General features: G+C 65.1%; 11 protein-coding genes. 4 read left to right on the top strand and 7 right to left on the bottom strand.

The window, feature by feature from the left end; translation table 11 throughout:
* Positions 1 to 121: 121 nt before the first annotated feature.
* The 4 genes from secA to JYK05_RS11200 all read left to right on the top strand — a co-directional run bounded on the left by secA (position 122) and on the right by JYK05_RS11200 (position 5706).
* Positions 122 to 2935 (top strand): preprotein translocase subunit SecA, encoded by a 2814-nt coding sequence (gene secA / locus JYK05_RS11215; RefSeq protein WP_206467067.1) that lies wholly within the window; start codon positions 122 to 124, stop codon positions 2933 to 2935.
* Positions 2936 to 3122: 187 nt separating this feature from the next.
* Positions 3123 to 4364 carry a bifunctional glutamate N-acetyltransferase/amino-acid acetyltransferase ArgJ gene (argJ, locus tag JYK05_RS11210; protein ID WP_206467066.1) on the top strand — a complete coding sequence of 414 codons (1242 nt, stop codon included), beginning with the start codon at positions 3123 to 3125 and terminating at the stop codon, positions 4362 to 4364.
* A 32-nt stretch (positions 4365 to 4396) separates the two neighbouring features.
* On the top strand, positions 4397 to 5260 hold the full coding sequence (locus JYK05_RS11205; protein ID WP_175945164.1) for an ATP-binding protein: 864 nt from the start codon (positions 4397 to 4399) through the stop codon (positions 5258 to 5260).
* A complete protein-coding gene (locus JYK05_RS11200; protein WP_206467065.1) occupies positions 5257 to 5706 on the top strand; it encodes an NUDIX domain-containing protein in 450 nt (149 codons plus the stop codon). The genes JYK05_RS11205 and JYK05_RS11200 overlap by 4 nt, the downstream gene beginning before the upstream one ends.
* 6 nt (positions 5707 to 5712) lie before the next feature.
* Here the strand turns inward: JYK05_RS11200 and JYK05_RS11195 are convergent, their stop codons facing one another.
* The 7 genes from JYK05_RS11195 to JYK05_RS11165 all read right to left on the bottom strand — a co-directional run bounded on the left by JYK05_RS11195 (position 5713) and on the right by JYK05_RS11165 (position 12249).
* The gene (locus JYK05_RS11195; protein ID WP_175945160.1) at positions 5713 to 5904 is read right to left on the bottom strand and encodes a DNA gyrase inhibitor YacG; all 192 of its coding nucleotides are present in this window, start codon (positions 5902 to 5904) and stop codon (positions 5713 to 5715) included.
* A 69-nt stretch (positions 5905 to 5973) separates the two neighbouring features.
* Positions 5974 to 6729 carry a cell division protein ZapD gene (gene zapD, locus JYK05_RS11190; RefSeq protein ID WP_175945315.1) on the bottom strand — a complete coding sequence of 252 codons (756 nt, stop codon included), beginning with the start codon at positions 6727 to 6729 and terminating at the stop codon, positions 5974 to 5976.
* 163 nt (positions 6730 to 6892) lie between these two features.
* Positions 6893 to 7507: a dephospho-CoA kinase gene (coaE, locus tag JYK05_RS11185; RefSeq protein ID WP_206467064.1), complete on the bottom strand. Its 615-nt coding sequence runs from the start codon at positions 7505 to 7507 to the stop codon at positions 6893 to 6895.
* 16 nt (positions 7508 to 7523) lie between these two features.
* Positions 7524 to 8435: an A24 family peptidase gene (locus JYK05_RS11180; protein WP_206467063.1), complete on the bottom strand. Its 912-nt coding sequence runs from the start codon at positions 8433 to 8435 to the stop codon at positions 7524 to 7526.
* A 31-nt stretch (positions 8436 to 8466) separates the two neighbouring features.
* Positions 8467 to 9678: a type II secretion system F family protein gene (locus JYK05_RS11175; protein WP_206467062.1), complete on the bottom strand. Its 1212-nt coding sequence runs from the start codon at positions 9676 to 9678 to the stop codon at positions 8467 to 8469.
* Positions 9678 to 10877, bottom strand: a complete 1200-nt coding sequence (locus JYK05_RS11170) for a GspE/PulE family protein (RefSeq protein WP_206467061.1) — start codon at positions 10875 to 10877, stop codon at positions 9678 to 9680. The genes JYK05_RS11175 and JYK05_RS11170 overlap by 1 nt, the downstream gene beginning before the upstream one ends.
* Before the next feature lie 85 nt (positions 10878 to 10962).
* Positions 10963 to 12249 carry an HlyC/CorC family transporter gene (locus JYK05_RS11165; protein WP_206467060.1) on the bottom strand — a complete coding sequence of 429 codons (1287 nt, stop codon included), beginning with the start codon at positions 12247 to 12249 and terminating at the stop codon, positions 10963 to 10965.
* Positions 12250 to 12331 lie beyond the last annotated feature (82 nt).

Genomic DNA, 12331 nt, shown 5'->3' with positions numbered 1-12331 from the left:
TCGCGTGCTAAAATTCCCGATTCGAATTTCACCCAATGGACTTAAGTCGCCGAGGTTTTCCGAGCCCGGACGCAGCATCGCGCTGCCGCCCATCCGAAACCGCGACGCAGACACTGATCCAATGACGACCGGTTTCCTTCAGAAGATTTTTGGCAGCCGCAATCAGCGGCTGGTCAAGCAGTACCAAAAGACCGTTGTGGCGATCAATGCCCTCGAGCCGACCGTCGAGAAATATACGGACGATCAGTTGCGCGCGAAGACGGACGAGTTCCGCAAGCGCGTCGCGGGCGGCGAGTCGCTGGACGTGATTCTTCCGGAGGCGTTCGCCGTCTGCCGCGAAGCGAGCCGGCGCGTGCTGAAAATGCGCCACTTCGACGTCCAGTTGATCGGCGGCATGGTTCTGCACTACGGCAAGATCGCGGAAATGCGCACCGGCGAGGGAAAGACGCTCGTCGCCACGCTCGCCGCGTATCTGAACGCGCTGTCGGGCCGCGGCGTGCATGTGGTGACGGTGAACGACTACCTCGCCCAGCGTGACGCCGAGTGGATGGCGCGCCTCTACAACTTTCTCGGGCTGTCGTGCGGCGTGAATCTGTCGCAGATGGAGCACTCGCAGAAACAGGAGGCGTACGCGGCGGACATCACCTACGGCACGAACAACGAGTTCGGCTTCGACTATCTGCGCGACAACATGGTCTACGAGACCGACGCGCGCGTGCAGCGGCCGCTCAACTTCGCCATCGTCGACGAAGTGGACTCCATCCTGATCGACGAAGCGCGTACGCCGCTCATCATTTCCGGTCAGGCTGAAGATCACACCGACCTCTACGTGCGCATGAACGCGCTGCCGCCGCTGCTCGAACAGCAGATCGGCGAGGAAAAGGCGGATGGCACGGGCGTCGAAAAGCCGGGCGACTACACCCTCGACGAGAAAGCGCGTCAAGTGTTCCTTACCGAATCGGGTCACGAGAAGGCCGAGCGCCTGCTCGCCGAGTGGGGACTGATCGGCGAAGGCGAGAGCCTTTACGCGCCGCAGAACATCACGCTGATGCACCACATCTATGCCGCTCTGCGCGCGCATACGCTTTTCCATCGAGATCAGCATTACGTGGTGCAGAACGGCGAAGTCGTGATCGTCGACGAATTCACCGGCCGCATGATGACGGGCCGCCGCTGGTCCGACGGTCTGCATCAGGCGGTCGAGGCGAAAGAACACGTGCAGATTCAGGCCGAGAACCAGACGCTCGCCTCGATCACGCTGCAAAACTACTTCCGCATGTACGCGAAGCTGTCCGGCATGACCGGCACGGCAGACACGGAAGCGTACGAGTTCCAGGAGATCTACGGCCTGGAAACGGTCGTGATTCCGACGAACCGTCCGCCGAAGCGCGTCGACAAGCAGGACCAGATCTACAAGACATCGAAGGAACGTTACGACGCTGTCATCCGCGACATTCGCGATTGCGTCGAACGCGGCCAGCCGACGCTCGTCGGCACGACGTCGATCGAAGCGTCTGAACTGCTGTCCGGCATGCTGATGCAAGCCGGCATCAAGCACGAAGTGCTCAACGCGAAGCAGCACGCGCGCGAAGCGGCAATCGTCGCGGAAGCGGGGCGGCCGGGCGTCGTCACCATCGCGACGAACATGGCGGGTCGCGGTACGGACATCGTGCTCGGCGGCAATGTGGAGAAACAGGCGTCGTTCATCGAAGCCGATCTGTCGATTCCCGAGAACGAGAAGGCCGCGCGCATCCAGAAGCTGCACGACGAATGGCAGGCGCTGCACGACCACGTGAAGGCGGCGGGCGGACTGCATATCATCGGCACCGAGCGTCACGAGTCGCGCCGTATCGACAACCAGTTGCGCGGCCGCGCGGGCCGTCAGGGCGATCCGGGCTCGTCGCGCTTCTATCTGTCGCTGGATGATCCGCTATTGCGCATCTTCGCGGGCGACCGCGTGCGCGCCATCATGGATCGCCTGAAGATGCCGGAAGGCGAGCCGATCGAAGCGGGCATGGTCACGCGCTCCATCGAAGGCGCGCAGCGCAAGGTGGAAGCGCGCAACTTCGATATCCGCAAGCAACTGCTCGAATACGACGACGTCGCGAACGATCAGCGCAAGGTCATCTATCAGCAGCGCAACGAACTGCTCGAAGCGAACGACGTGCAGGAAACGATCGCGGCCATGCGCCATAGCGTGATCACCGACCTCGTGCGCACGTTCGTTCCGGCGGGCAGCATCGAAGAGCAGTGGGACGCGCCCGAGCTGGAAGAAGTGCTGCGCAACGAGTGGTCGCTCGATCTCGCCATTCAGGAGATGATCAACGAGTCGAATTCGATCGACGCCGAGGAGATCTGCGAAGCCGTTCTCGCCGCCGCCGACGAAGCGTACGAGGCGAAGGTCGCGCTCGTGGGCCGCGAATCGTTCAGCGCGTTCGAGCGCTCGATCATGCTGCAGACGCTCGACAGCCGCTGGCGCGAGCATCTGGCGGCGCTGGATCATCTGCGTCAGGGCATCCATCTGCGCGGCTATGCGCAGAAAAACCCGAAGCAGGAATACAAGCGCGAGGCGTTCGAACTGTTCGCCGCCATGCTCGACGCGGTGAAGCAGGAAGTCACGCGCATCGTGATGAACGTGCAGATCCAGTCGCCGGAGCAGCTCGAAGAAGCCGCCGAGCAGTACGAAGAGAAGGGCAGCCACGTCGAGAACGTGTCGTTCACGCATGCGGACTACAACGCGGCGGCCGCGCCGGCTGCGCCCGCAGCAGCGGCAGCCACGGCCACCGCGCAGATGATCAGCCAGGCAATGGCTGGCGGCGACGACATCAGCGTGGCCACGCGCCCCGCCGACGACGTGCCGAAGGTCGGCCGCAACGATCCGTGCCCGTGCGGCAGCGGCAAGAAGTACAAGAACTGTCACGGCAAGCTCGTATAACGAACGGTCCGTCCGACAAATCCGGCAAGCGACGCAGCAATGCGTCGTTTGTTTTTGCGGGCTCGAGCACGCCTTGTGCTGCGCGCCCGGCGTTTCACGGCGCTCCCGGCCTGCCGGGCGGCGTCAGTCTTTCACAGCGTGCCGGCGCATGCGAGCCGGCACTCGCCACCTTCAGCGAGTCGCGAACATGGCTGTCAACTTCCCCTCGATCGATCCCGCCGCGCTTCATCCGGTCACTGGCGTCACGCTAGGCTGGGCCGAAGCGAATATCCGCAAGCCGAATCGCAAGGACGTGCTCGTGATTCGCGTCGATGAAGGCGCGACGGTCGCGGGCGTGTTCACGCAAAACCGCTTCTGCGCGGCGCCCGTGACGGTGTGTCGCGAGCATCTGGACGCGGTACGCGGGGGCGGCAAGGGCATTCGCGCGCTGGTGGTGAACACGGGCAACGCGAACGCCGGCACGGGCGAGCCCGGCATGGCGCACGCACGGGAGACCTGCGCGGAGCTCGCGCGTCTCGCGGGCGTCGAGCCGCAGCAGATTCTGCCGTTCTCGACCGGCGTGATTCTGGAGCCGCTGCCGATCGATCGCCTGAAAGCGGGGCTGCCCGCCGCGCTCGCCAATCAACAGGCCGCGCACTGGTTCGATGCCGCGCAAGCCATCATGACGACCGACACGCTGCCGAAAGCGGCGTCGCGTCAGGTGCAGATCCACGGCCATACGGTGACGCTGTCGGGCATCAGCAAGGGCGCGGGCATGATCAAGCCGAACATGGCGACGATGCTCGGCTTTCTCTCATTCGATGCCGCCGTCGCACAGCCGGTCCTCGACGAACTGGTGAAGCACGTGGCGGATCGCTCGTTCAACTGCATCACCATCGACGGCGATACGTCCACCAACGATTCGTTCATTCTGATCGCGTCGGGCAAGTCGAGCCTGCCCGCCATCACGTCCACCGATTCGCCCGCGTACGCCGCGTTGCGCGACGCGGTCACGTCCGTGGCGCAGGAACTTGCGCAGTTGATCGTGCGCGACGGCGAAGGCGCGACCAAGTTCATGACCATCACGGTCGAAGGCGGCAAGGACGTCGCGGAGTGCCGCCAGATTGCGTACGCAATCGGTCATTCGCCGCTCGTGAAGACGGCGTTCTACGCGTCGGACCCCAATCTGGGCCGCATTCTTGCCGCCATCGGCTATGCGGGCGTGACGGATCTGGACGTCGGCAAGATCGACCTGTATCTCGACGACGTGCTCGTCGCGAAGGCGGGCGGACGCAACCCCGACTACCGCGAAGAAGACGGCCAGCGCGTGATGAAAAAGAGCGAGATCGCCATTCGCGTGTTGCTTGGCCGCGGCCAGCAGCAGGCGACCATCTGGACCTGCGACCTCTCGCACGACTACGTGAGCATCAACGCGGATTACCGCTCGTAACGCGCGCCCGATCGGCGCGCACAGAAATGGACATGGACAAACTCGAACAATTTCTCACGCGCGCCGAGGCGGTTCTGGCGCGCATCGAAGGCATGCTGCCGCCCGCTGCGCCGGAAATCGACTGGGAATCGGCCGTGGCGTTTCGCTGGCGCAAGCGGCAAGGTCGCGGCTTTCTGCAGCCGGTGCCGGCCATCTCGCAGATTGCGCTCGGCGACCTGCAAAACATCGACCGGCAGAAGGCGCTCATCGAGCAGAACACGCGGCAGTTCGTCAACAAGCTGCCGGCCAACAACGTGCTGCTCACGGGCGCGCGCGGCACGGGCAAGTCGTCGCTCATCAAGGCGTGCCTCAATGCGTACGCGAAGGACGGCCTGCGCCTGATCGAAGTCGACAAGGACGATCTGCACGATCTCGGCGATATCGTCGATCTGATCTCGACGCGGCCTGAGCGTTTCATCGTGTTTTGCGACGATCTCTCGTTCGAAGAAGGCGAGTCCGGCTATAAGGCGCTGAAAGTGGCGCTCGATGGCTCGGTCGCGGCGCAATCGGACAACGTGCTGATCTACGCGACCTCGAACCGCCGGCATCTGCTGCCGGAGTACATGAGCGACAACGAGACCTACAAGCACACGCCCGATGGCGAGATTCACCCCGGCGAAGTGGTCGAGGAGAAGATTTCGCTGTCCGAACGCTTCGGGCTGTGGGTCAGCTTCTATCCGTTCAAGCAGGACGACTATCTGTCGATCGTCGGGCACTGGCTGAAGCATTTCGGCTGCGACGCGAGCGAGATCGAAGCCGCTCGCGGCGATGCGCTCGTCTGGGCGCTGGAGCGTGGATCGCGCTCGGGCCGCGTGGCGTGGCAATTCGCGCGCGACTGGTCGGGCCGCAAGCAATGACCGGGGCGTCGGACGTTGTGAACGCTTCGGGTGATCTCGCTCCCGATGGCCGCAAGGTGACGGAAGTTGCCGTCGGCGTGATGGTGCAGCCGGACGGCCGTTATCTGCTCGCGCAGCGCCCCGAAGGCAAGCCGTACGAGGGCTACTGGGAGTTTCCGGGCGGCAAGCTGGAACCGGGCGAAAGCGTCGAAGCGGCGCTCGGGCGCGAATTGCACGAGGAACTCGGCATCGACGTGACCGCGTGCAAGCTGTGGCGCACGCTCGAGCACGACTATCCGCACGCGTACGTGCGGCTTTTCTTCTGCAAGGTGATGGAGTGGACCGGCACGCCGCTCGGCCGCGAAGGGCAGGCTATCGCGTGGCAGACGCTGCCCGTGGAAGTCGGGCCGCTGTTGCCCGCCGCCATTCCCGTGCTGGAGTGGCTCGCGGCGGAAGCGCAGCCATAGTGCGCGTTAGTTGAGACCGCCGTGCGAGTCGTCGTCCGGCGGCGTTTCCTGGGAGTTACCGGAGATACGGTACTTTTCGGTCGCCCAGGCGCCGAGATCGATTTGCTTGCATCGCTCGGAGCAGAACGGACGAAAGCGGTTTTCCGGGACCCAGCGCACTTCTTTCGCGCAGGTCGGGCATTTGACGACAGTGGTCATGACGGTGAGACGTTTTGGATTGAGCCAGCGTTGATCGACATTCGATCATATAAGGCCGAAGCGCGTGGTTCAAAGACTGCAAAGCGTCAGATGAAAGGGCACGTCGACATCGACGGCGCGCGGTTTCAGGTCGCCGTCCTGCACGGTGAAGCGCACCCAGAGCATGTACTTGTTCGCGCTCGCCTCGGGAATGACGCGCACTTCCGGCGACACGCGCACCTGCATCAACTGATACGTACGGCCGGAGAGCATCTGCTGATAGCTGCCCTGCATGGCCATGACCTTCGACGCCTGACCGGATTCCCGCGCGAGCCGCAGCACGATAGCGGCGGCGTCGCGTAGCGCGAGCATCGGCATGACCCATTTGGCGATGTCCTGACGGCGATCTTCGACGGGCAACTGCTGCCACGCGTAGTACGACGGCAGATCGAACTTGCAGGTTCCACCGGGAATGATCGTGCGGCTGCGAATGCTCGCGAGCCATTCGTTGTCGGCCAGATGCTGCCCCGTCTTGCCGTGCATGTCGGTGAGCCCGGCAAGCGTCTGCTCGATCTCGCCGAGAACGGCTTCCAGCGCTTCCTGTTCGATGCCTGGATTGCCGCGAAACGGCGCCAGCGTCTGCCGCTGCCGTTCCAGTTCCTTCATCAGATCGGCTTTGAGGTCCGTACGGCCCGCGACTTCCGCGATCTCGAACAGCGTGGTGAGCGCAACGTGATGTTCCCGGGGATCTTCCTGCGTGAGGAAGAACGTGAAGCGCTCGAACAAGTCTTCGAGACGCAGCAGCGTCCGAATCCGCTCGTTGAAGGGATACTCGTAAAGAATCAAGCGCTCGCCTCGGCGTGGGTCGGTTGCTTCCATGAGCGGAAGTCAGGACATTCTAATGCCGCATCTTTGCCCTAGCAAATCCGCTCACATTTAGGGCGCTTTTGACGCGGTTCGCGGCAATAAATGGAACTTTTCCTGATGTTTCAGGCAAGCAATGCGCTGCTCACGGCTCTGTGCGCGCTGCGAGTTCCAGATATCGCGCGTGCAGCGCCTCGACGTCATGCGCCAGCGATTCGAGCGTGGCTGATTCGTCGTTGACCACGATGTCGTCTGCTGCGGCGAGGCGGGTTTCGCGCGATGCCTGCTTCGCGATGATCGCCAGCACCTGCTCGCGCGAAAAGCCGTTGCGCCGCATGACGCGCGCGATCTGCGTCTCGACAGGGCAATCGACGACAAGCACCCGCGATACCCGCGACGCCCAGTTGCCCGACTCGACGAGCAGCGGCACCACGACGATGTGGTACGCGCCGCCGGCCGCCGCCCGCTGCCGCTCCGTTTCCGCGCGAATCAGCGGATGAAGAATGGCTTCGAGACGCGCGCGCGCGGTGTCATCGGAGAACACGAGCTCGCGCATCTTCGCGCGATCCAGCGAGCCGTCCGGCGCGACATACGCGCTGCCGAACTCGCTCGCGATCAGCGGCATCGCGACGCCGCCCGGTGCGCTCACCTGATGCGCGATGAGATCCGTATCGACTAGCGGCACGCCGCGCGCCGCGAAGAGGTCGGCGACCGTGCTTTTGCCGCTGCCAATGCCGCCCGTCAAGCCGATGCTGAACATCCGATGCTCCCTTCGCTCAACCGAACAATGAATAAAGCGGCGTCCCGATAAAAAGCGTGATCGCGCCGCCCGCCGCGAGAAACGGGCCGAAGGGCAACGGCTCCTCGAAACGCATGCGTCCGCGCCATGTCGCGAGGATACCGAAGAGCGCGCCCGCCACCGCCGATATCAGCAGCACTTGCGCGAGCGCGGCCCAGCCGAGCCACGCGCCGATGGCCGCGAGCAGCTTGAAATCGCCGTAGCCCATGCCTTCCACGCCGCGCGCCAGTTTGAAGAGCCAGTACACGCACCAGAGAAACAGGTAGCCCGCGATCGCGCCGATCACGCCGTCATGCAGCGTCGCGAAGCCGCCGTCGCCGAAATTGACGATCAGCCCCGCCCACAGCAGCGGCAACGTGAGCACGTCGGGCAGGTAGCGCGTGTCGTAGTCGATCAGGCCCGCGGCCAGCAGCGTCGCGCACAGTCCGAAGGCGGCGAGCGCGGGCCAGTCCGGACCGAACGCATAGAGCGAGAGCGCGGCGAAGGCGCCGGTCGCCAGTTCGATCAGCGGATAGCGCGGACTCACGCGCGCGCCGCACGCGGAACAGCGCCCGCGAAGCGCGAGATAGCTGATCACCGGAATGTTTTCCCACGCGCGCAGGACGTGACCGCAATGCGGGCAGGCGCTGCGTGGAACGGCGAGATTGAACCGCGCCGGATAGCCGTCCAGCGGCGGCTTCGGCGCATCGGGGATTGCCGCGTCGAGCTCCGCGCGCCACGCGCGTTCGAGCATGACCGGCAGGCGATGCACGACCACGCTCAGAAAGCTCCCGACGATCAGCCCGAACACGATCGCGAACGCGTATTGCGCGCCCACCGGCAACGCGGCGAACGTTGCCAGATAAGGGCTCGCGTGATGCGCGGCGGATGTAGTAATCGGAGGCTGCATGGTCGTGATGCGATGTCTTTGGCCCGCGATGCTACACCACGTTGCCGAGCTGGATGATCGGAAGATACATCGCGATGACGAGTCCGCCGACGAGCGCGCCCAACACCGCGATGACGAGCGGTTCGCACAGGCTCGCGAACGCGCCGATGCGCTCGTCCACCTGACGATCGGCGAGCGCGGCGAGATCGAGCAGCATGGAGTCGAGCGAACCGGATTCTTCTGCGACGGCAATCGGCTGCACCACGTCCTGCGCAAAGCAGCCGAGCGCGCGCATCGCGGCGGCGAGCCGCTCGCCGTTACGCAGGCGCGACGCGATCTCGACGGTGGCGCTATCGAACACCGGACTGCCCGTGGCCTGCGAGAGCGAGTCGAACGCGTCGGAAAGCGGCGTGCCGGCCGCGAGCAGCGTGCCGAGCGCGCGGCTCCAGCGCGCGACGGCCAGTGACCGGAGCAAGGGACCGGCAATCGGCAACTTCAGTGCGATGCGGTCGGCCGTCTCGCGCGCGTGGGCCGATCGCTTGATCCAGCGAGCCGCGACGAGCGTCATGCACGCGCATGCCGCAACGAACGGCACGCCGTGACGCGCGACCCCATCGGACAACGCGAGCACGAAGCGCGTCGGTGCGGGCAGCGCGGCGCCGAAGCCGTCGAAGATCGTTTTGAAAGTCGGCACGACGCCGATGAGCAGTCCTGCGGTGATCGCGAGCGACAGGAGCAGCACCATGACCGGATAGGCGAGGGCCGCGCGCAGCTTCGCGCGCTGGGCGCTGGCCCGCTCGCGATCGTCGGCGAGACGCGCGAGCACCGCGGGCAGCGCACCGGCTACTTCTCCGACCGCGACCAACTGACAGTACAACGCGCCGAACGCCGGATGACGCGCGAGCGCGGCCGAGAACGGCACGCCGCGCGTGATGTCGCTTGCCAACGAACGCACGATGCGCGGCAAACCGCCGTGCCCGCCCGCGTTGCCGAGCAGTTCCAGCGCGCTCGCGAGCGGCAACCCGGCGCGAAGCAATCCGGCGAGTTGGCGCGTGAACACGCCGACTTCCGCCGACGATGCCTTTGCCGGCGGCGCTGCGCCCAACGCGTCGAGTTCGAGCACGGTCACGCCTTCCCGCCGCAACGAGGCGCGCGCCGAAGCGGAGTCCGCCGCGATCAGCTTGCCGCGTTTGGACGCGCCTTGCCCGTCGATGCCGCGCCACGCGTAGCGCATCTCGCGAATCTCGGATGCGGCGGCGGCCATCACGCGATCTCCGTCGCGTCGGCGGCTTCCGCGACGCTCGTCACGCCTTCGCGCACGCGCGCGAAAGCGGCGTCGCGGAGGGCGGGCATGCCTTCGGATTGCGCGAGCCGCGCAACCGCGTGAGTCGCCGCGCGGCCGACGATCAACTCGCGAATGCCGTCCGACACCGGCATCAACTGATGCACGCCGACGCGCCCGCGATATCCGATGCCGTGACACGCCGGGCAGCCGCGCGGCTCGAACGGACGAAAGCCATCAGGGAGTGTCAGCGCGGACGGCGCGCGGCACGTGTCGCAGAGCTTGCGCACGAGCCGTTGCGCCGTCACGAGCCGCAACGCCGACGCGAGGTTGTACGGCGCGACGCCGATGTCGATCAGGCGCGCGATGGCGGCGGGCGCGTCGTTGGTGTGGAGCGTCGAGAGAACGAGGTGGCCCGTCTGCGCGGCTTTCACGGCGACGTCGGCGGTTTCGGCGTCGCGGATCTCGCCGACCATGATGACGTCCGGGTCCTGCCGCATGAACGCACGCAGCGCGACGGCGAAGGTCAGGCCGGCCTTTTCGCGCACGCTGACCTGATTGATGCCCGCAAGCTGGATCTCGGCGGGATCTTCCACGGCGCAGATGTTGCGCGCTTCGGCGTTGAGCATCTGAAGGAAACAGTACAGCGACAGCGTCTTGCCGCTGCCGGTCGGCCCGGTCACGAGCACGAGGCCGTGCGGCGCGCGGATGGCGGATTCGACAACGCTGCTTTGCTCGTCACTGAGCCCGAGCGCGCCGAGCGACAGGTCTCGCGGCAACGCATCGAGCCGGCGGAGAACCAGCTTCTCGCCGAAGAGCGTCGGCAGTGAATTCACGCGATAGTCGCCGGTCTGGCCGCCCGGCAAGGCGAGCCGCAGACGTCCGTCCTGCGGCACGCGCCGCTCTGCGATATCCATGCGCGCGAGCACCTTGATTCGCGTGACGAAGGCATCGCGCAAATGCGGCGGCGGACGGCGCAGCACATGCAGCGCGCCATCCACGCGCAGCCGGATGCGCCATTCGTGCTCGGACGGCTCGACGTGAATATCCGACGCGCCGCGCTCGGCGGCTTCGCGCAAGGTGTCGGCGAGCAGCGAAACGGCGGGCAAGTGCCCGTCGGACGTTGTCTCGAAGGTGGGGTCGGCCGGGCGTGGGAACGCGGCGGGAGGAGCGGAATTCATCGGCGGTAGCGGGTCGGGGGTCGGGATCGGAACGAGATGACCGATCATCCCGCCGTCCCGCGTGCCCGGCTACTCGTCCGAATGGCTAACGCAAAGCGCGCTTCGCCGGCGCGGCCGGGCGAAAGATCTTGACCGTGCGGACCGCCTGATCGTCGCTGCGCATGACTTCCAGATACACGCCGCCGATGCGCATCGCCACGTCGCCGTCCGGAATGTCTTCGAGCGTTTCGAGGATCAGGCCGTTGAGCGTCTTCGGGCCGTCCGTCGGCAGCGTCAGCTTGAGCCAGCGGTTCAGTTCGCGCAGCGGCATGCTGCCCGGCACGATGCACTCGCCGTTTTCGTCCCAGCCGCGCGAGCCCGCGCCGCGCGGAATCGTCGACGTGAATTCGCCGATCAGTTCCTCGATGATGTCTTCCGGCGTGACGAGCCCTTGCAACTCGCCGTATTCGTCGACGACGATCGCGATGCGGTGACCGCTCTCCTGAAAGTACTGCAACTGCTGAAAGACAGGCGTGCCGGCCGGCACGAAATAAGGCTCGGTCAGCAGTTCGCGCAGCGTGTCGCGCTCGAGTTCCTGGTTATGCAGCGCCGACAGCGTCTTGCGCACGTGAAGCACGCCGAGCACGCGGTCGATATCGCCCTGATAGACGACGAGCTTGTTGTGATAGCACGTCTCCAACTGATGCAGGATGTCGTCGAACGGCGCGTCGAAGTCCAGCGCCTCGATGCGGCGGCGCGGGATCATCACATCATCGACGGAGATGTTTTCCAGGTCGAACAGATTGAGCAAAATGCTGCGGTGCTTGGTCGGCATGAAGCTGCCGGTTTCCAGCACGATGGTGCGCAGTTCTTCGGGCGAAAGACGCTGATCGCGGTTGCCCTTCAGGTTGATATGCAGCGCGGCGAGAATCGCGTTGGCAAAGAGGTTGACGAACCACACCAGCGGCCGCGCGATGCGCATGAGCGGCGCGAGCACGAGGCTCGCCGGCAACGCCACCTTTTCGGGATACGTCGCGCCCACGATCTTGGGCGCGATTTCCGCGAACACGATGATGAGGAACGCGATCACGCCCGTCGTGACCGAGAGCACGACGTTGTCGTGCCCGAACGTGCGCAGCGCGATGGAGGTGGTCAGGACCGGGATGATCGTGTTGATCAGATTGTTGCCGATCAGGATGACCGAAAGCAGCTGATCGGTCTTGGCGAGCAAGCCTTGCGTCGTGCGCGCGCCCAACGAGCCTTGGCTGGCCAGGAACTTCAGCCGATGGCGATTGAGCGCCATCATCGACGTTTCAGAGATGGAGAAGAAACCGGAGAGGAACAGCAGCAGAAAAATGGCGCAGATTTGCGCCCATAAGGGAAGGTTGTCCACGCGGTGATCGAGTAGGGGCGGTGATGAAGGGACTATAGCAGACGGCTTTCCCGGACCGCCGGGGCCCGCCCGCTGGGGCTCG

The organism is Caballeronia sp. M1242 (genome assembly GCF_017220215.1).
Classification (GTDB): Bacteria; Pseudomonadota; Gammaproteobacteria; order Burkholderiales; family Burkholderiaceae; genus Caballeronia.
The sequence above is the reverse complement of the archived record's forward strand: the minus strand, read 5'-3'. Positions and strand labels throughout refer to the sequence as shown.

What these genes read in the sequence shown, in the direction of transcription:
- secA (WP_206467067.1), top strand. Translation starts at nt 122, where the DNA reads ATGACGACCGGTTTCCTTCAGAAGATTTTTGGCAGCCGCAATCAGCGG.
- argJ (WP_206467066.1), top strand. Translation starts at nt 3,123, where the DNA reads ATGGCTGTCAACTTCCCCTCGATCGATCCCGCCGCGCTTCATCCGGTC.
- JYK05_RS11205 (WP_175945164.1), top strand. Translation starts at nt 4,397, where the DNA reads ATGGACAAACTCGAACAATTTCTCACGCGCGCCGAGGCGGTTCTGGCG.
- JYK05_RS11200 (WP_206467065.1), top strand. Translation starts at nt 5,257, where the DNA reads ATGACCGGGGCGTCGGACGTTGTGAACGCTTCGGGTGATCTCGCTCCC.
- JYK05_RS11195 (WP_175945160.1), bottom strand. Translation starts at nt 5,904, where the DNA reads ATGACCACTGTCGTCAAATGCCCGACCTGCGCGAAAGAAGTGCGCTGG.
- coaE (WP_206467064.1), bottom strand. Translation starts at nt 7,507, where the DNA reads ATGTTCAGCATCGGCTTGACGGGCGGCATTGGCAGCGGCAAAAGCACG.
- JYK05_RS11180 (WP_206467063.1), bottom strand. Translation starts at nt 8,435, where the DNA reads ATGCAGCCTCCGATTACTACATCCGCCGCGCATCACGCGAGCCCTTAT.
- JYK05_RS11175 (WP_206467062.1), bottom strand. Translation starts at nt 9,678, where the DNA reads ATGGCCGCCGCCGCATCCGAGATTCGCGAGATGCGCTACGCGTGGCGC.
- JYK05_RS11170 (WP_206467061.1), bottom strand. Translation starts at nt 10,877, where the DNA reads ATGAATTCCGCTCCTCCCGCCGCGTTCCCACGCCCGGCCGACCCCACC.